The organism is Pollutimonas sp. M17 (assembly GCF_025836975.1).
Taxonomy (GTDB): Bacteria; Pseudomonadota; Gammaproteobacteria; order Burkholderiales; family Burkholderiaceae_B.
In genome coordinates this window covers 854,893-873,948 of record NZ_CP107548.1, presented here as the reverse complement: position 1 = coordinate 873,948, position 19,056 = coordinate 854,893, and the positions used below count along the sequence as shown (strand labels likewise).

17 protein-coding genes are annotated in these 19,056 nt (G+C 65.3%); 11 read left to right on the top strand and 6 right to left on the bottom strand.

What is annotated here, in order from left to right; translation table 11 throughout:
• Nucleotides 1-23 precede the first annotated feature (23 nt).
• The 4 genes from hda to folK all read left to right on the top strand — a co-directional run bounded on the left by hda (nt 24) and on the right by folK (nt 3,332).
• A complete protein-coding gene (hda, locus tag OEG81_RS04205; protein ID WP_264131470.1) occupies nt 24-731 on the top strand; it encodes a DnaA regulatory inactivator Hda in 708 nt (235 codons plus the stop codon).
• Nucleotides 728-1,426, top strand: coding sequence for an HAD family hydrolase (locus OEG81_RS04200; RefSeq protein WP_264131469.1), 699 nt, complete (start codon nt 728-730; stop codon nt 1,424-1,426). The genes hda and OEG81_RS04200 overlap by 4 nt, the downstream gene beginning before the upstream one ends.
• A gap of 9 nt (nt 1,427-1,435) precedes the next feature.
• On the top strand, nt 1,436-2,794 hold the full coding sequence (gene pcnB / locus OEG81_RS04195; protein ID WP_264131468.1) for a polynucleotide adenylyltransferase PcnB: 1,359 nt from the start codon (nt 1,436-1,438) through the stop codon (nt 2,792-2,794).
• Between the two features lie 67 nt (nt 2,795-2,861).
• Nucleotides 2,862-3,332, top strand: a complete 471-nt coding sequence (folK, locus tag OEG81_RS04190) for a 2-amino-4-hydroxy-6-hydroxymethyldihydropteridine diphosphokinase (protein ID WP_264131467.1) — start codon at nt 2,862-2,864, stop codon at nt 3,330-3,332.
• A gap of 15 nt (nt 3,333-3,347) precedes the next feature.
• Here folK and OEG81_RS04185 read toward each other — a convergent pair whose 3' ends face one another.
• The 5 genes from OEG81_RS04185 to OEG81_RS04165 form a co-directional block, all read right to left on the bottom strand.
• Entirely contained in the window at nt 3,348-4,157 is an 810-nt protein-coding gene (locus tag OEG81_RS04185) for an HpcH/HpaI aldolase/citrate lyase family protein (protein WP_264131466.1), read from the bottom strand.
• On the bottom strand, nt 4,157-5,395 hold the full coding sequence (locus OEG81_RS04180) for a CaiB/BaiF CoA transferase family protein (RefSeq protein ID WP_412034105.1): 1,239 nt from the start codon (nt 5,393-5,395) through the stop codon (nt 4,157-4,159). The genes OEG81_RS04185 and OEG81_RS04180 overlap by 1 nt, the downstream gene beginning before the upstream one ends.
• Nucleotides 5,392-6,222, bottom strand: a complete 831-nt coding sequence (locus tag OEG81_RS04175; RefSeq protein WP_264131465.1) for a MaoC family dehydratase N-terminal domain-containing protein — start codon at nt 6,220-6,222, stop codon at nt 5,392-5,394. Before OEG81_RS04175 ends, OEG81_RS04180 begins: the two co-directional genes overlap by 4 nt.
• Before the next feature lie 163 nt (nt 6,223-6,385).
• On the bottom strand, nt 6,386-7,912 hold the full coding sequence (locus OEG81_RS04170; protein ID WP_264131464.1) for a fumarate hydratase: 1,527 nt from the start codon (nt 7,910-7,912) through the stop codon (nt 6,386-6,388).
• Between the two features lie 64 nt (nt 7,913-7,976).
• Nucleotides 7,977-8,744, bottom strand: coding sequence for a crotonase/enoyl-CoA hydratase family protein (locus OEG81_RS04165; protein WP_264131463.1), 768 nt, complete (start codon nt 8,742-8,744; stop codon nt 7,977-7,979).
• 178 nt (nt 8,745-8,922) lie between these two features.
• Between OEG81_RS04165 and glyQ the strand changes: the two genes are divergently transcribed.
• The 6 genes from glyQ to gloA are packed head-to-tail and all read left to right on the top strand — an operon-like array spanning nt 8,923 to nt 14,549.
• The gene (gene glyQ / locus OEG81_RS04160) at nt 8,923-9,831 is read left to right on the top strand and encodes a glycine--tRNA ligase subunit alpha (protein WP_264131462.1); all 909 of its coding nucleotides are present in this window, start codon (nt 8,923-8,925) and stop codon (nt 9,829-9,831) included.
• Nucleotides 9,831-11,978, top strand: a complete 2,148-nt coding sequence (gene glyS, locus OEG81_RS04155) for a glycine--tRNA ligase subunit beta (protein WP_264131461.1) — start codon at nt 9,831-9,833, stop codon at nt 11,976-11,978. The genes glyQ and glyS overlap by 1 nt, the downstream gene beginning before the upstream one ends.
• A complete protein-coding gene (gene gmhB, locus OEG81_RS04150) occupies nt 11,975-12,514 on the top strand; it encodes a D-glycero-beta-D-manno-heptose 1,7-bisphosphate 7-phosphatase (protein WP_264131460.1) in 540 nt (179 codons plus the stop codon). Before glyS ends, gmhB begins: the two co-directional genes overlap by 4 nt.
• A 2-nt stretch (nt 12,515-12,516) precedes the next feature.
• The gene (locus OEG81_RS04145; RefSeq protein WP_264131459.1) at nt 12,517-13,245 is read left to right on the top strand and encodes a lysophospholipid acyltransferase family protein; all 729 of its coding nucleotides are present in this window, start codon (nt 12,517-12,519) and stop codon (nt 13,243-13,245) included.
• The gene (locus OEG81_RS04140) at nt 13,232-14,110 is read left to right on the top strand and encodes a M48 family metallopeptidase (RefSeq protein WP_264131458.1); all 879 of its coding nucleotides are present in this window, start codon (nt 13,232-13,234) and stop codon (nt 14,108-14,110) included. The genes OEG81_RS04145 and OEG81_RS04140 overlap by 14 nt, the downstream gene beginning before the upstream one ends.
• Before the next feature lie 43 nt (nt 14,111-14,153).
• Entirely contained in the window at nt 14,154-14,549 is a 396-nt protein-coding gene (gloA, locus tag OEG81_RS04135) for a lactoylglutathione lyase (protein ID WP_264131457.1), read from the top strand.
• Between the two features lie 32 nt (nt 14,550-14,581).
• Here the strand turns inward: gloA and OEG81_RS04130 are convergent, their stop codons facing one another.
• Complete coding sequence (locus tag OEG81_RS04130) at nt 14,582-16,804, bottom strand: acyl-CoA dehydrogenase (RefSeq protein WP_264131456.1); 2,223 nt, start codon at nt 16,802-16,804, stop codon at nt 14,582-14,584.
• Between the two features lie 146 nt (nt 16,805-16,950).
• Between OEG81_RS04130 and OEG81_RS04125 the strand changes: the two genes are divergently transcribed.
• A complete protein-coding gene (locus OEG81_RS04125; protein WP_264131455.1) occupies nt 16,951-18,180 on the top strand; it encodes a nucleoside recognition domain-containing protein in 1,230 nt (409 codons plus the stop codon).
• The last annotated feature ends 876 nt before the right edge of the window (nt 18,181-19,056 follow it).

Sequence of the window (19,056 nt, the reverse complement as noted above, 5' to 3'; positions counted from 1 at the left end):
GGCGGCCCCACAGTAGACGATACATGACGCAGCAACTGATACTCGACCTTCTGCCGTCCTCGCCGGCCTCGCTCGCCAATTTCGTCGCCGGCGATAACGGCGCGGCACTGGAAGCCTTGCGGGCCCTGCGGCCGGGCCGCGCCATCTACCTATGGGGCGCCGCCGGGGCCGGCCGCAGCCACCTGCTCCAGGCGGTCGCCGCCGGCGACGATGCGCTTTATTTCGACCGCGACGGCGACCCCGCCGCCCTGAAGGAAATCGCCACCGCCGAGACCCTGCGCTACCGGCTCATTGCGGTGGACGATGTGCAGGATCTGGACGAGGCCGGCCAGGCCGCCCTGTTCGCCCTGTACAATCGCTGGCGCGAGGTCGCCGCCACCGGCACCGGCTTTGCGCTGGTCCTGGCCGGCGACCGCGCGCCGCTGGCCATGCCCTTGCGGGAGGACCTGCGCACCCGGCTGGGCTGGGACCTGATATTCCGGCTGGAATTGCTTTCCGACGAAGACCGCGCACAGGCCTTGCGCAAGCGGGCCGGCGAGCGCGGGCTGCAGCTTTCCTCCGAGGTGATGGGCTGGATACTGACCCATTACGCGCGCGACATGGGCCGCCTGAGCGCCCTGGTCGATGCGCTGGACCGCTACTCGCTCGAAAAACACCGGGCAATCACCCTGCCTTTACTGAAAGACCTGCTGGCCTCAAGCCAGCCGACCGAAGAATCCGATAATTCATGACATCTAAACGCCTGGCCCTGTTCGACCTGGATCACACATTGCTGCCGCTGGACAGCGACTATCAATGGGCCGACTTCCTTGCGCGCACCGGCCGCGCCGGCGATCCCGCCCAAGCGCAGCGCCGCAACGAAGAATTGATGGAGCGCTATAACGCGGGCAAGCTGACTGCTGAAGAATCGGCCCAGTTCATGCTGGGCCTGCTCACCCGCGGCAGCCCCATGGAGCTGGCCGAATGGCACGAGGCCTTCATGGCCGAAGTGGTGCGTCCCGCCATCCTGCCTTCGGCGCAGGACCTCGTCCGCCGCCATATGGATGACGGCGACCTGTGCGCCATCGTGACGGCGACCAACGAGTTCGTCACCGCCCCCATTGCGCGCGCCTTCGGCATTTCCCACCTGATCGCCACCCTGGCCGAAACCCGGGATGGCCGCTACACCGGCCGCATCCAGGGCACCCCCAGCTTCCAGGCCGGGAAGATCATCCGTGTGAACGAGTGGCTGGCGGGCATGCAGCTGTCGATGGGCAGCTTCGAGCGCGTTTATTTCTACAGCGATTCGCCCAATGACCTGCCGCTGCTGGAGGCGGTCAGCCACCCCATTGCAACCAATCCCAGCCCGGCATTGCGCCAGGTGGCGCAAGAGCGCGGCTGGAAGATTCTTGATCTGTTCAAGGACATGCAGGACGCAAAGTCCTAAAATACGCACATGCTTAAAGAAACAATAAAAAACTTCGTCGGACGCCTGTTTTCCTCGCCGGCGCGGGGTCCGGAGCGCCTGCCGCGCGAAAAACATGGAATAGACCGGCGCAACGTCTCGCGCCACGCCATCAAAGTCTGCGAAGTCTTGCGCCACGAAGGCTTTGACGCCTACATCGTGGGCGGAGCCGTCCGCGACCTGATCGTCGGCCTCGAGCCCAAGGACTTCGACGTCGCCACCAATGCCACGCCCAACCAGATCCGTCCGCTGTTCCGCCGCGCGCGCATCATCGGCAAGCGCTTTCAACTGGTGCATGTGGTTTTCGGACAGGAAATCATCGAGACCTCCACCTTCCGGGCCAACGCCGCGGGCGATGAGGACACCGACGAGCATGGACGCATACTGCGCGACAACCTGTTCGGCAGCCAGGAAGAAGATGCCGCGCGCCGCGACTTCACCCTGAACGCCCTGTATTACGACCCCATCAACGAAGAGGTCATCGATTATCACCGCGGCGTCAGCGACCTGAAGAAGCGCGTGGTGCGCATGATAGGCGACCCCGAGCAGCGCTACCGCGAAGATCCAGTCCGCATGCTGCGGGCGCTGCGGTTCGCGGCCAAGCTGAACGGCACCATCGATCCCGCCACCCGGGAACCCATTGCGCGCCTGGCGCCGCTCATCGAGAACGTGCCCGCCTCGCGCCTGTTCGATGAAATCCTGAAACTGCTGACCTGCGGGCACGCCATGGACTGCCTGCGCCACTTGCAGGCCGTGGGCCTGCACCAGGGCCTGCTGCCGCTCATCGACCTCATCTTCGAGGAAGACGGCGGCGAGCAGTTCGTCGAGCTCGCGCTGGCGCGCACCGATGCCCGGGTCCGGTCGGGCAAGACCATCAGCCCCAGCTTCCTTTTCGCGGCCCTGCTGTGGAAGCTGGTCAACAAGCGCTGGCAGGAGCTCTGCGCAAGCGGCGAACACTCCGCCCAGGCGCTGATGATGGCCGCCGACTCCGTGGTCGAGGAACAGACCCGCAAGCTGGCCATACAGCGCCGCTTCCAGGCCGACATGCGCGAGATCTGGTTCATGCAGGCGCGTTTCGAGCGCGCCAACGCCAAGGCCATCTGGCGCATGGCCGAACAGCCCCGCTTCCGCGCCGCGGTCGATTTCCTGCAATTGCGCGCCGAAGCGCGCGAGGTCGACAGTGTCCAGGCGCAATGGTGGATGGACCTGGCCAATGCCGACGACGCCACACGCGGCGAAATGATAGAAGCCTACCAGGCCCAGAACCGGGGTCGGGCGCCGGCGGGCGCCGGCAAGCGCCGCCGCGGCCCCAGACGCCGCCAGGCCAGGCCCGCGCCCAGCCAGGCTTGAAACCGATGGCCATGGCGTTATCCCGCTCCGCCATGCCGGCGGCAAGGCCTGCCGGCCGGCCCCGTCCATGACGCTTGCATATATCGGCTTGGGCGCCAATCTGGGCGAGGCGCAGGACAGCCTGAAGCAGGCCGCGGCGGAGCTTGCCCGGGTGCCGGGCATAAGCGCGCTGACGCTGTCTCCGTTTTACGGCAGCGCGCCCGTGGACTCCAGCGGCCCCGACTACGTGAACGCGGTGGCGACGATTGAAACGACGCTGGATGCGCGCACGCTGCTGGCCGCGCTGCAGAAGATCGAACTGGACCATGGGCGCCTGCGCCCCTATCGCAACGCCCCGCGCACGCTGGACCTGGACCTGCTGCTTTACGGGGATCAGGAAATCGATGAGCCCGAACTCACCGTGCCGCATCCGCGCATGCACCAGCGGGCCTTCGTGTTGAAGCCGCTGGCCGACCTGGCGCCCACGCTGCGCTTGCGGCAGGGCAGCCTGGCCGAGCTGCTGGAAGCGTGCTCCGGCCAAAGGCTGGAACAGATTTAACCAAGGGCGATCCGATCAGCCTTCGAGCATCCGGCGCGCGCGCTCGATGACCGGGGCATCGACCATCTTGCCATCCAGCTGGAAGGCCAGCGTGCCGGTATCCTGCGCCATCGCGACGACCCGGCGCGCCCAGTCGAGCTCGGCCTGGGCCGGCACGAAAACCGAATGGATGACCGGCACCTGGGCGGGATGGATGCACAGCATCCCGCCAAAGCCCATGTCGCGCACTTGCCGCGCCACCGCCGCCAGGCCATCCTTGTCGGCGAAATCGGGATAAACGCCATCGAGCGGCGCCGCCAGGCGATGCGCCGCGCTGTGCAGGAGAATCTGGCAGCGGATATGGTCCAGCAGCAAGCCCGCGCCCGGCGTATCCGGCGTGGCGCCCAGCTCCAGCATCAGGTCCAGGCTGCCGAAAGACAGGCGCTCGACACCCTTTGCCGCGGCCAGGTCGTCCAGCGCCAGGACGCCCGCCGCGCTTTCCACGATGGGCAGCACCGGCTTGCCGGCGGCAAAAGCCTGGCCGACCTGCTCCGCGGATTCCGCCTTGGGCAGCAGGATGCCGGCCAGGGCCGGCAATTCGCGGCACAAAGCCATGTCCTCGGCAAACCACGAGGTGGCCGCGGCGTTGACGCGCACAAGAAAAACGTCCTGCGGATGGGCTAGAGCGAACTCGAGCACATGCCGGCGGGCGGCATCCTTGACCTCGTGCTCGACCGCGTCCTCCAGGTCGATGATGACCGCGTCGGCGCCCGCCGCCAGCGCCTTGGCGTATCGCTCGGGCCGGCTTGCGGGCACGAATAGCGCCGATCTCGTTCTCCTGCTCATCAGATGATTCCTTGTTCGGTGTATGCCTCGATCTGCTGGGCCGTATAGCCCAGTTCGGCGAGGATGGCCCGTGAATTTTCGCCCAATGCCGGGATCCGGTCCATACGGGCCTGGAAAGCGGAACTGGTGGCCGGCGGAATGAGGGCCGGCAGCGAACCCGCCGCGCTGTCCACCTCGCGCCAGCGCCCGCGCTGCGCCAACTGCGGATGCGCCCACACGTCGCTCATGGTGTTCACGCCCGCGTTGGCGATGCTGGCCTGCTCGAGCCGCTCGATCACCTGGTCGCGCGACAGGGACGCGAAGGCGGTAACGATCAGCACCCGCAAGGCCTCTTTGTTGGCCACGCGCAAGGTGTTGGAACTGAAGCGGCCGTCGGCGGCCAGATCGGGCTGGCGCAGGACAGTCTTGCAGAATGCCGCCCACTCGCGCTCGTTCTGCAAGCCCAGCATGACCTCGCTGCCGTCACCCACGGGGAAGGGGCCATAAGGATAGATGGTGGCATGGGCCGCGCCGGCCCGGGGCGGCGGCGAAGCCCCGTCGAATGCGTAATACATGGGGAAACCCATCCATTCGACCATGCTTTCCAGCATGGACACATCCAGGCGGCTGCCGACGCCCGTGCGCTCGCGCAGGAGCAGTGCCGACAGGATGCTGCTGTAGGCGTACATGCCGGCCGCGATATCGGAAATCGAGCACCCCGCCTTGGCCGGGCTGTCCGGCCCGCCGGTCACCGACAGGAAACCGCTTTCGCTTTGAATCAGCAGGTCGTAGGCCTTCTTGTCCTGGTAAGGGCCGCCTTCGCCGTATCCGGAGATATCGCAGACGATCAGGCGTGGGTGCCGCTCGTGCAAGTCCTCGAAGGACAGGCCCAGCCGCGCCGCGGCGCCGGGCGCCAGGTTCTGCACCAGGATATCGGCCCGCTCCAGCAGACTACCCAGTATCTTGGCCGCATCGGGGTGCTTCAAATCGAGCGCAAGGCTTTCCTTGGAACGGTTGGTCCACACGAAATGCGAAGCCAGTCCCTTGACGCGTTCGTCGTAGCCCCGCGCGAAATCCCCCACGCCCGGGCGCTCCACCTTGATCACGCGCGCCCCAAGGTCGGCCAGTTGCCGGGTGCAGAATGGCGCCGCGATCGCATGTTCCAGGCTGACCACGGTAATGCCGTCCAGCGGCCGGGGCGCCGAGCCCGTGCTGGAGGACTGTTTCATGGTGCCCGTGCTTTGCTTGTGTGTGCTCATGACTTGAACCTCAACTCCGCCTGGTGGGCCAGCGTACCGCCCTGTTCGGCCCATAGATTCGCGCTGCCGTCTTCCGCCAGCACGCCCGCCACATTGAACGGCCTGGGCGCGATCAAAGGCCGCAAGCCGCGATACGACAGGGAAAGGACCTGCTTGTCCGGATGCGCATGGACAAAAGCCCGGCACATCAGGGTGGCGATCATGGGGCCATGCACGACCAGGCCCGGGTAGCCTTCCGTCCGCGTCGCGTAGGGCTCATCGTAATGGATACGGTGCCCGTTGAAGGTCACGGCCGAATAGCGGAACAGCATGACGGGGTCCGGCACCACGGCCTCGGACCACTGCGCCTCGGGCGCGATCATGCCGCCTTCGAGTTTGGGAGGGCTGGGCTCGCGATAGACGATATCCTGCTCTTCGGAAATGCATAAGGCATCGCCCTGGATATAGTCATGCTTGACCGTCACGAACAGCAACTTGCCGCTGCGCCCCTGCTTTTCCGTGACGGCGGCTATCGTGGACTCGCGGCGGCCCTTCCTGCCCACCCGCAAGTCCTGCAGGAACTGCACCCGCCCTCCGGCCCACATGCGATTGCGGTCGTCGGCCGGCGGCAGGAAGCCGCCCCGCTGCGGATGGCCGTCGTCGCCCAGTTCGTGGTAAGGCAGGGCATTGATGAACAGGCCCCACTGCCAGAGCAGGGGCAAGGCCCCGCCTTCGCCCGGAGCCTCCTCGTTCAGGCTCAAGGCGATGCGCCGAACATGTCCGACGTCGATGTTGTCGTCGAAGTTTTCCTTGCGTCCTATCCAGGATCCGGGATCCAGTGTGGTCATGAAGTTTTCCAAGGTCAGATAAAAACAATCCAGCTTATAGCTTGCCTGCATGGCGCGCATTTTTGAATTCGTTTTTTTATAAGCCCAGGTTTGGGGAAACCGAACAGCGCGCAAAAGTTGAAAAAAAGCCCGGATCGCAACGTATCCGGGCGAGGCGCAGGGCCTATTGAACGGGCACCAGCGGTATTTCAGCGATTCGGCTGCGCCATTCCCTCGGGCCGGTTTCATGCACCGATGTGCCCTGGGCGTCGACGGCCACCGTAACCGGCATGTCCTTCACGTCGAATTCGTAGATGGCTTCCATGCCCAGGTCCTCGAAGCCCACCACCTTGGCTCCTCGTATGGCCTTGGAGACCAGGTAGGCCGAGCCGCCCACGGCCATCAGGTAGGCCGAGCCATGCTTGCGTATGGCCTCGATGGCCACTGGGCCGCGTTCGGCCTTGCCTATCATGGAGATGAGGCCGGTCTGCGCCAGCATCATTTCGGTGAAGGAATCCATGCGCGTCGAGGTGGTCGGGCCGGCGGGGCCCACGACCTCTTCGCGCACCGGATCGACCGGGCCGACGTAATAGATGACCCGGTTGGTGAAATCCACCGGCAGCTTCTCGCCGCGAGCCAGCATGTCCTGGATGCGCTTGTGCGCCGCGTCGCGGCCTGTCAGCATCTTTCCGGACAACAGCAGGGTCTGTCCCGGCTTCCAGCTGGCCACTTGCTCGCGCGTCAGCGTGTTCAGGTCGACCTGCAGCGATTTGTTGTAATCGGGCGCCCAATGCACATCGGGCCATTCGGACAGCGCAGGCGGCGTCAACCGGGCCGGGCCGGAACCGTCCAGCTCGAAATGCACATGGCGGGTCGCCGCGCAATTGGGGATCATCGCCACCGGCTTGGAAGCCGCATGCGTCGGGAAGGTATGGATCTTGACGTCCAGCACGGTGGTCAGGCCGCCCAGGCCCTGTGCGCCGATGCCCAGCGCATTCACCTTCTGGTACAGCTCGATGCGCAGCTCTTCAAGCTTGCTCTGCGGCCCGCGCTGCAGCAGCTCGTACATATCGATGTCTTCCATGAGCGACTGCTTGGCCATCAGCATGGCTTTTTCGGCGGTTCCGCCCACGCCTATGCCCAGCATGCCGGGGGGACACCAGCCCGCGCCCATTTGCGGCACGGTCTTGAGCACCCAGTCGACCAGGGAGTCGCTGGGATTGAGCATGGCGAATTTCGATTTGTTCTCCGAACCGCCCCCCTTGGCCGCCACCTGCACATCGACCTTGTCGCCCGCGACCAGTTCGACATTGACGATACAGGGCGTGTTGTCGCGCGTGTTCTTGCGCGTGAACAGGGGATCGGACAATATCGACGCCCGCAAGGGATTGTCGGGATTCAGATAGCCCTGGCGCACGCCCTCGTCGCACAGCTCCTGCATGCTCCGGCGGGTGTCGAAGCGCACGTCCATGCCTATCTTTAGGAATACGTTGACCACGCCGGTGTCCTGGCAGATGGGCCGGCGTCCTTCGGCGCACATGCGCGAGTTGGTCAGGATCTGGGCAATGGCGTCCTTGGCCGCGGGGCTTTGCTCGAGCTCGTAGGCCCGCGCCAGATGCTTGATGTAGTCGGCGGGATGATAAAAACTGATGAACTGCACCGCATCCGCGATGGACTGGATCAGGTCGCTTTCTTTTATAGTGGTGGTCATGGGCTGAACTATCATAAAAAATGGCAGGCCTGTCGGCCCGCCGGTTCTTGCTGAAGGCGCGGGCTTACTTGCCGCGCCACACGGGCTTGCGCTTTTCCGCAAAGGCGGTCGCGCCTTCCTTCGCATCGGCCGATGCGAAGATGTGCGCGACGCGGGGGCGCTGCAAATCGAACATGTCGGCCTGGCGCCAGTCGCGCGACTCGGTGACGATCCTCTTGGCCGTGCGCACGGCCAGGGGGCCGTTGGCGGCAACGACGCGCGCCAGTTCCAGGGCGGTTTCCAGCGCCTTGCCCGGCTCCACCAGGCGGTTGACCAGGCCGTAGGCATGGGCGCGGGCCGCCGGCAGCATTTCACCGGTCAGCACGGCCTCCATGGCGATATGGTAGGGAATGCGGCTGGGCAGGCGCAGCATGCCGCCGGCGCCCGCCACGATGCCGCGCTTGACTTCGGGCAAGCCGAAATTGGCGTTGTCGGCCGCCACGATCAGGTCGCAGGCCAGCGCCATTTCGAAGCCTCCGGCCAGTGCATAGCCTTCGACGGCGGCGATGAGGGGCTTTTGGGGCGGCCGTTCGCACAGGCCGGCAAAGCCCCGGCCCTCGACCAGCGGACGCTGGCCGTTGTGGGCGAAAGCCTTCAGGTCCATGCCCGAGCAAAAGGTGTTGCCGGCGCCCGTCAGGATGCCCAGCGTGACATTTTCGTTGGCGTCCAGCGCATCGAATGCCTTGGCCAGCTCGTGGGCGGTCTCGTAATTGACGGCGTTGCGCTGCTCGGGCCGATTAACCGTAATAATCTGAACCTGTTCGATTATTTCCACTTTCACCAAGTCGGACATAGCACCTTCCCTAAAAAAGAACCCCACGCCGCGGCACGCGCCGCCCGCGTTGATAAACGGTCGAACCCAGCATCATACGACCAATTGATCCCGGCCTTGACCCGGGCAAACCTTCTTCGTGTCGGAACCAGTTAAAATCGAGAGATTTTGCAGCTTTTCGGTTTACTGGCCTTCGCACATGCTCACTTTTCAGCAAATCATTTTAACGCTACAGCAATATTGGGATAAGCAGGGCTGCGCGCTGCTGCAACCCTACGACATGGAAGTGGGCGCAGGCACCTCGCACACGGCTACCTTTCTGCGTTCGATAGGCCCCGAGCCATGGCGCGCCGCCTATGTTCAGCCATCGCGCCGCCCCAAGGACGGCCGCTACGGCGAGAACCCCAATCGCCTGCAACATTATTACCAGTACCAGGTCGTGCTCAAACCGGCCCCGCCCGAGATCATCGATCTCTATATCGGTTCGCTCGTCGCGCTGGGCATCGACCCGCAGGTGCACGACATCCGTTTCGTCGAGGACGACTGGGAAAACCCCACGCTGGGCGCATGGGGCCTGGGTTGGGAAGTCTGGCTGAACGGCATGGAAGTGACCCAGTTCACGTATTTCCAGCAGGTCGGCGGCCTGGACTGCACCCCCACCACGGGCGAGATCACCTACGGTCTGGAACGGCTGGCCATGTACCTTCAGGGTGTCGAAAGCGTCTACGACCTGGTCTGGACCGAAAGCGCCGATGGGCGCAAAGTCCTTTACCGCGACGTCTTCCACCAGAACGAGGTGGAGCAGTCCACCTATAATTTCGAGCACGCATCGACCGACATGCTGTTTGCCCACTTCGGCGACTACGAAGCCGAGGCGCAGCGCCTGATCCAGGTTCCGCTGGCCCTGCCCGCCTACGAAGCCACGCTGAAGGCGGCGCATACCTTCAATATGCTCGATGCCCGCGGAGCCATCAGCGTTACGGAGCGCGCCGCCTACATAGGCCGCATCCGCAATCTGTCGCGCGCCGTCGCGCAGGCTTATTACGATTCACGCGAGAAACTAGGATTTCCCATGCTGGTCAAAACCGCTGGCACGGAGGCCGCATAATGACGAATGCCGCCCCTCTCACCCAGCCCCTGCTGCTCGAACTGCTTACCGAAGAGCTTCCCCCCAAGGCATTGCAAAAGCTGGGCCTGGCTTTTGCCGAAGGCGTGCGCAAGACCCTGGCGCAGCATAATCTGCTGGCTCCCGACTGCGTCACCGTAGACTTTTCCACGCCGCGGCGGCTGGCCGTCCGGCTGGACGCCGTCCTGGACCAGGCGCCCGAGCAGACCTATACCGAAAAACTCATGCCCGCCAAGATCGGCCTGACCGACAGCGGTGAACTTACGCCGGCGCTGGCCAAGAAGCTGGCCGGCAAGGGCCTTGCGCACCTTGGCGCGTCCGACCTGATCCGCGAATCGGATGGCAAGCAGGACTACCTGTACGCCCGGGGCATCGCCAACGGCGCGACGCTGGCCGAGGGCTTGCAGGAAGCGCTGGACCATGCGATTGCCAGCCTGCCCATACCCAAAGTCATGCGTTATCAACTGGCCGACGGCGTCACCAGCGTCAAGTTCGTCCGCCCCGCCCATCGGCTTGTCGCCTTGTGGGGCGACCAGGTCGTCCGGGTCAGCGCGCTGGGCCTCGATGCCGGGCGCAGCACCCTGGGCCACCGCTTCATGGCGCCCCAGGCCATCGCCATCGCTGCGCCGGACTCCTATGAAAGCCAGTTGCGCGACGAAGGCAGGATCATCGCGTCCTTCACGGCGCGGCGCTCCCTGATCGAACAGCAATTGCAGCAGCAGGCCCAGGCGCTGGGCGCCACCATAGGCGCGGGCCCCGAGGTCGACGCCCTGCTGGACGAAGTCACCGCGCTGGTGGAGCATCCCACGGTCTACGTCGGGCAGTTCGAGGAACAGTTCCTGCAAGTGCCGCCCGAATGCCTGATCCTGACCATGCGCCTGAATCAGAAGTATTTCCCTTTGTTCGAGCCGGCCGGCGGCAAGCTCACGCACCGCTTTCTGATCGTCAGCAATATGCAGGTCGACGATCCGGTGCACATTATCGAAGGCAACCAGCGTGTGGTCAGGCCGCGTCTGGCCGATGCGCAGTTCTTTTTCGAGACCGACCGCAAGACCCCTCTGGCCGACCGGGTGGCGGGGCTGGCGGCCAGCGTCTATCACAACAAGCTGGGCTCCCAGCTCGAGCGCGTCGAGCGCGTGCGCAAGATAGCCGGATACATCGCGGGGCAATTGGGCGCCGACGCCCGGCATGCGGATCGCGCCGCACTGCTGGCCAAAGCGGACCTGGGCTCCAACATGGTGGCCGAGTTCCCCGAGCTGCAAGGCATCATGGGCGCCTATTACGCGGCCGCCGACGGCGAAGCCGACGATGTCGTCCTGGCCTTGAAGAATCAGTACCACATACGCCTGGACGCTCCGGTCGACGGCGCTACGCTCACCTCCGCCATCCTGTTCATCGCCGAGCGCGCCGAAACGCTGATGGGAATCTGGGGCATAGGCCTGGTGCCCACCGGCGAACGCGACCCCTATGGGTTGCGGCGCGCCGCCCTGGGCCTGATCAGCGCATTCGAGCAACTGGGCGCGGGCGGCTACCTGAAGGTCAACGACAGCGCCACCCTGCGCCTGCCCGAGCTGCTGGCGTCGGCGGCCGGCGCCTTCAAGCCCGGCGCCCTGGCCGAGCCGACCGCCGCCGAGGTCCAGGCCTTCATCTACGAACGCTATCGCAACCAGCTGGCGGGCGATTTCGACCGCAATGTGGTCGACGCGGTACTGGCGCTGGAGCCGGCCCTGCACCAGGTTCAGGCGCGCATACACGCCTGCGCCGATTTTGCCCGGCGACCCGAGGCGGAAAGCCTGGCCGCCGCCAACAAGCGCATTGCCAATCTGCTCAAGAAAGCCGACAGCGCGCTGGGCGCCGTCGATCACGGCAAGCTTGCCGAGCCCGCCGAGCAGGCGCTGGCCGACGTCATCGCCAGGCTCAAGCCGCAAGCCCGGACGCAGCTGGATCAGGGCGATTTCACCGGCAGCCTGGCCACCATGGCCCAGGCCAGGGACGCGGTCGATGCGTTCTTCAACGACGTCATGGTCATGGCCGAGGATCCGGCCCTGCGGGCCAATCGCCTGGCCCTGCTTCACGACCTGCACCAGGTCATGAACCAGGTCGCCGACATTTCCAGGTTGGCCCAGTGAAACTCGCCATACTCGACCGCGACGGCGTCATCAACCAGGACAGTGCCGCCTTCATCAAGCATCCGGACGAATGGATACCCCTGCCGGGCAGCCTGGAGGCCATTGCGCGCCTGTCGCGCGCCAATTGGCGCGTCGTCATCGCAAGCAACCAGTCCGGCCTCGCGCGGGGCCTGTTCAGCATGGACACGCTCAATGCCATCCATGCCAAGATGCGGCGCGAAGCCGCCCAGGCCGGCGGCGCCATCGATGCCATTTTCGTGTGCCCGCACGGGCCGGACGACGACTGCGGCTGCCGCAAGCCCCGGACCGGCCTGTTCGTGGACATCGGCCGCCGCTACGACATCGACTTGAAGAACGTGCCGGCCGTCGGCGACTCGCTGCGCGACCTGCAGGCCGCCAGCCAGGCAGGCTGCGTTCCCTGGCTGGTCCTGACGGGCAATGGGGAAAAAACCCGCGGACAGGGGCCTCTGCCCGCGGGCACCGAAATCCGCGCGGACCTGGCTTCGGTCGTGGACGCCTGGCTGACCGGGGAATGACCATGGCCGTATTGCGCGCAAGCCTGTATCAGCTCTTCCTTATCGTCACCGTCATCCCCTACGCCCTGGCCTGCATCCTGTGGTCGCCCTTGCCGCTGCGCTGGCGCTACAAGCTCACGGTGGGCTGGCCGCGCCTGGCGGTCTGGGGCGCCAAGGCCATCCTGGGCATACGCTGGCAGTTGAAAGGCGCCGAGAACCTTCCCGAGGGCGGCGCCATCCTGCTGTCCAAACACCAGTCGGCCTGGGAAACCTTGTTCTTTCCCGCCTACATGCCCCGCGAACTTTGTTTCGTCTACAAGAAAGAACTGCACTGGGTGCCTTTCTTCGGCTGGGGCCTGGCGCTGTTGCGCATGATACCCATAGACCGCTCAAAAGGACGCGATGCCTTCGAGCAGGTGGTGCGCATAGGCCAGGAGCGCATCGACGCCGGCCGCTGGCCCATCCTGTTCCCCGAGGGGACGCGCATCGCACCGGGCAAGGCGGGCCGATACAAAATGGGCGGCGCGCTGCTTGCCACGCGCACCAATACTCCCATCATTCCGGTGGCGCACAATGCCGGCGAATGCTGGCGACGCAATGCCTTCATCAAGAAGCCCGGACTGGTCACCGTATCGATAGGCCCCCTGATCGATCCCGCCGGCCTGACGCCGGATCTTGTGAACGAGAAAGTACGCGACTGGATCGAATCCGAAATGCGCGTGCTCAATCCCGAACGATATGGATCCGAATAGGCAACTGGAGCTTTTTTCAGATGCCCCGGCGGCGCTCCCGCCGGCCGTGCCCGCCCCCGCCCCGCCGCCGGCGATCGAACCGGCCGTTGTCGCCACCCTGCCACCGCCATCGCTGCCACGCAACGCGCGATGGCGCGAGGTCGCCACCCCTGGGCAGACCATCGGCTTCGTGCTGCAGCGCTCGCGCCGCAAAAGCATAGGCCTGACCGTCAACGACGACGGCTTGCAGGTGACGGCTCCAAATTGGGTGACATTGGGACAGATCGACGCCGCGGTGGTGGAAAAAGCCAATTGGATCCTGACCAAGCTGCGCGCTCTGAGGGCCAGGCAGCGGCATCTGGCCACGGCGGACACGCTATGGCAGCAAGGCGGCAGCATTCCTTATCTGGGCCGGCGCATCGTGCTCGAGCTGAACGGCGCCGGAAAGACGACTGCATTCAGCGGCAGCCCATTCAAGCCCCGCGACGGCGACACGCTGAGCCTGGCGCTGCCCCCCGGCGCCGACCGGCACCGCATACGGGACAGCGTCCATGCCTGGCTGCAGCAGCAGGCGGCCGAGTGGTTCGAGCAACGCCTGCGGCATTTCCTGGACGCCAATGGGCTGGCCATCCGGCGCTGGCGGCTATCGTCGGCGGCGACCCGCTGGGGCTCATGCAGCAGCGATGGCAACATCATGCTCAATTGGCGCCTGATACACTTCGACCATGACGTCATCGATTACGTCATTGCGCACGAACTGGCGCATCTGCGCGAAATGAACCACAGCAAGGACTTCTGGCGCGAAGTCGGCCGCATACTTCCGGGCTTCGAGCGTTCGCGCGATGCGCTTCGGCAACACAACCCGGGCTCGCTTCCATTGATCTGAAGCGCCCCCGCTCGTTCAACCCATCACCTTCAAGGAGATTTCCTTGCGTTTACTACACACCATGCTGCGCGTAGGCGATCTGGAACGCTCACTGCAGTTCTACACCAACGTATTGGGAATGAGGCTGCTGCGCCGCAAAGACTATCCCGACGGCAAGTTCACCCTGGCCTTCGTGGGCTATCAGGACGAGGACCAGGGCGCCGTCATCGAGCTGACGCACAACTGGGACACGCCCTCTTACGACCTGGGCAACGGCTACGGGCACATTGCGCTCGAGGTCGAGAACGCCTACGACGCCTGTGCGCGCATCAAGGAAAAGGGTGGCCGCGTGACCCGCGAGGCGGGTCCCATGAAGCACGGCCAGACCGTCATCGCCTTCGTGGAAGACCCCGACGGCTACAAGATCGAACTGATCCAGCGCAAGGACCGGGCGGACTAAAGCCCCCCGGCGACCCTTGGCCGGACGGCACTCTAGGCCGCGGGCCGGGCGAATTCGCCCGGTCCGAAGTCGTCCACCTCGATCACCTGCGCCACCGCGCTTTCGACCGCCGTGAGCAAAGCGGCCTGCTCGTCGGTGATCGCCCCTTTGGCATGGGCCAGCCGCCAATCCTTCAGGCCCGCGTGCTTGACGCGGTCCAGCAGAGGCTGCGCTTCGATGACGAGTTCGTAGGCACGCTCCAGCAACTCCACGCTGGGGCTGTCATGCCCTTCCCAAACGGCGCCCACCAGGCGGTCGCGCGTATCGGAGGGTTCCATCAGCAGATTCGCGCAGGCGGCGGTGAGCGCATCCGAGGGCGGCGACGCCCCCAGGCCCGGCGGCAGAAGCAGGCCGCGCAGCAACCAGGCAAGCCCGCGCGACGGAAAATTGAGCAACACTTCGTTCAGGCGCTTCTCGATCATGGCAAAGCCCTGCAAGGCGCAAAAGCGCAACAGGGGCAGGTCGGATTCGTGCCGGCCGTCGTCGTGCCAGCGCTTGAGCACCGCCGATACCAGGAAGAGCTCGGCCAGGATGTCGCCCAGCCGCGCCGACAGCATTTCCTTGCGCTTCAGGCTTCCGCCCAGCGTCAGCAAGGTCATTTCAGACACCAGGGCAAAAGCGGCTGAGTAGCGCGACAGGCCGCGATAATAGGCGGCCGCCGCCCCGGCCTCGCGCGGCGCGGCGGCCAGCCGTCCGGCCGTCCACGCCATGCCCGTCGCGCGCAGCGCATTCCTGGCGCTGTGCGCCAGGTGGGTCCAGATGACCGCATCGAAGGCATCCTGGCCGGCCTGCTCGTCGCTGTCGGCCAGCGCCACGACTTCTTTCATCAAGTAGGGATGCGCCCGGATCGCCCCCTGCCCGAATACGATAAGGTTGCGGGTCAGGATGTTGGCGCCTTCCACGGTAATGGCCACAGGCAGCGCCCGATACAGATTGCCAAGATAATTGCCGGGGCCGTCGATGACGGCCTTGCCCGCATGAATGTCCATGGCGTCGTTCACCGATTGCCGCATGCGCTCGGTGGCATGAAGCTTCATGATGGCCGAAACGACCGCCGGCTTGTAGCCCATCTCGAGCCCCGCGCAGGTATAGCGCCGCGCGGCTTCGACCAGATAGGCATTGCCCGCCAGGCGCCCCAGTTTTTCCTGCACGCCTTCGAACTTGCCTATGGGTATGCCGAACTGGGTGCGCACGCGGGCATAGGCCCCGGACGTATGAGCGGTAAAGGCGCAGGCGGCCGCCGACAGGGACGGCAGGGAAATGCCCCGGCCCGCCGCCAGCGCGCTCATCAGCATCTGCCAGCCCTTTCCGGCCTGCTCCACCCCGCCTATCAGGGCGTCCAGCGGGACGAAAACATCATGGCCTTCCGTGGGCCCGTTCTGGAAAGCCTGCAGGGCGGGCAGATGCCGGCGGCCCGTCTGAACGCCCGGCAGGTGCGTGGGCACCAGAGCCACGGAAATGCCAGGCCCGGGATCGTCCCCGATCAACCCGTCGGGATCGGACAACTTGAAGGCCAGGCCCAGCACGGTGGCGACCGGGCTCAAGGTAATGTAGCGCTTGCGCCAATTGAGCAGTATGCCCAGGGTGTCGACGCCGTCGACCTGACGCCGGCACACCACGCCGGTATCGGTCATGGAGGCGGCATCGGAGCCCGCTTCGGGGCTGGTCAGGCCGAAGCATGGAATTTCCTGGCCCCGGGCCAGCCTGGGCAGCCAGTAGTCGCGCTGGTCCTGAGTGCCGAACTGCATCAGCAGTTCGCCGGGACCCAGGGAATTGGGCACCATGACGGTCACGGCCGCGGTCACCGAGCGCACGGAGATCCGACGCACGACTTCGGAATGGGCATAGGGCGAGAAGCCCAGCCCGCCGTACTCCTGTGGAATGATCATCCCGAAGAAGCCATGTTCCTTGAAGAAGGCCCAGACATCGGCGGGAAGGTCCGCGTCCCGCCAGGTGATCTGCCAATCGTTCAGCATGCGGCAGACCTGCGCCACCGGGCCGTCCATGAAAGCCTGTTCCTGCGGCGTCAGCGAGACCCGCGGCGCGTCGAGCAACTGCCGCCAATCGGGCTTGCCCGAAAACAGTTGGGCGTCCCACCACACATCGCCCGCCTCGATGGCTTCCTGCTCGGTGGACGATAGCCGCGGCATGGCTTCGCGCGCCATGCGGTACAAAGGCTCGGTCAGCCACTGGCGGCGCCAGGCTCTCCAGTTCATGTTGCTCCCTTTATCGGTGTCTCGGTAGCAGCCATTATCCCCCGAAAGAACGATGGCTGAACAGTATCTCCCCTGCGGACTATCCCTGTCCGCACAGAGTCTGCGACAATCTGGCTCTGCCCATCACTGTCCTTGCGCAACGCTCCATGCTCAATACGCTCTGGCTTGCCTTCTTCATCGTGGCTTCGGTATCCGGCCTGTATCAATGGATCGCGCTGGACGACCCCGAGGTCTTCTCGCGCATCGTGCTCGGCCTGTTCGACATGGCCGAGCTTTCCGTCCAGATCATGATCCTGCTCTTCGGAACCCTGACCTTGTGGCTGGGCTTTCTGCGCATCGCCGAAGCGGCGGGACTCATCGAAGCGCTGGGCCGCCTGCTGGCGCCGCTGTTTCGCAGGCTCATGCCGGAAGTGCCTCCCGGCCATCCGGCGCTGGGCCTGATCACCCTGAATTTCGCCGCCAACGGATTGGGACTGGACAACGCCGCCACGCCCATCGGCCTGCGCGCGATGCGCGAACTGCAATCGCTCAATCCGGACCCCAAATCGGCCACCAATGCGCAAATCCTGTTCCTGGTGATGAACGCTTCATCGCTGACGCTCCTGCCGGTCAGCATCTTCATGTACCGGATCCAGCAGGGCGCCCCCGACCCCACGCTGGTTTTCCTGCCCATCCTGCTGGCCACCTCGGCCTCGTCCCTGGCCGGCCTGCTGGCCGTGGCGTTCATGCAAAGGCTCAGGCTGCACGATCCGGTCGTACTGGCCTGGCTGGGCGCCCTGGTCGTGGTCCTGGGCGGCTTCATGGCCTTGCTGGCCACCCTCAGCGGCGCGGCCATCGGCGCCATGTCCTCCCTGATGGGCAACCTGACGCTGTTCAGCATCATCATGGCGTTCCTGCTGGCGGGTGCGCGAAAAAAGGTTCCGGTCTATGAGTGCTTTGTCGAAGGCGCCAAGGAAGGCTTCGACATCTCGCGCAACCTGCTGCCCTACCTGGTCGCCATGCTGTGCGCCATCGGGGTATTGCGCGCCTCCGGCGCGCTGGATGTCGCGCTGGACGGCGTGCGATGGCTGGTGCATGCCGCCGGCCTGGACGCGCGATTCGTCGACGCACTGCCCACGGCCCTGGTCAAGCCCTTCTCGGGCAGCGCGGCGCGCGCCATGCTCATCGAAACCATGCAGCATTTCGGCGTGGACAGCTTCCCCGCCCTGTTGGCCGCCACCGTGCAAGGCAGCACCGAGACCACCTTCTATGTGCTGGCGGTGTATTTCGGCGCGGTGGGCATCCAGCGCGCCCGCCATGCCGTGGGCTGCGCGCTGATCGCCGATCTGGCGGGCGTGCTGGCATCCATAGGGGTGTGCTACTGGTTCTTCGGTTGATGCCGCAACGGTACCGTGCCCGCAAACAGCGGTGCGGGGGCCGGAGCCGTGCAGGGTGTTCGCTGAGGCGGGCTTGCTTGTTGCGGTGCCGGTGCCGGTGCGGGGCTCGTGCAAGGTATATTCTGACGCGGGTCGGGTGGCGGGAGCCGGCCTTGCTCCTCGTGGCCGGTTCGGCGCCCTGCGCGCCGAACACCGCTGGGCCTGGCTCCTCCGCCCCTTCGGGCTGCGTTCGCCGACGGCTCGCTCGGCCCCGAAAGTCGCCGCGTCCGGCCCCCGCCACCCGTCCCACTGCGGTGTTTTACATTAGAGGCGCCGCTGGGGCGTTTTTTGTGCTTGGCCTTTTTATGCGGCGCTCCATGCAGCTGGAATAGGTCTTGCGCCGTCCCGGCCTCGCGCGCCCGCCGCGCGGGCCGGGACATTCGGACTTGACGGATGAGCCATCGTCAATGTGCCCATCGTCTTGACGGTGTCATCGCCTTGACGGTGTCATTGCCCTAACAGGGTCATTGCCCAAACAGTGTCATCGCTCCAACAGTGTCATCGCTCCAACGGTATCATCACCCCAGCGGCGTCATCACCCCAACGGTATCACCACCCCACCAAAGTCTGTCGTTCAACGATGTCCGTCGCCAGCCACGCTGCCAAGGCGCAGCCGGTGGGCAGGGGATGGGCGACGTCTGAGCAAGCCGCCGCAGCTGCTTTGCGGCGGGGGCGTAAGAGGGCGCGCATGTCTGAGCACAAAATCGGTCCGGGGGACCGATTTTTGCGAGTTCGCGCCCGACCCCGGCGCAAAGCGGCTGCAAGGGAACCCCGAAGGGGCGCAGCGATAGGAGCCCGTCCCCTGCCCACCGGCTGCGCCGGTTCAACAAGCTGACA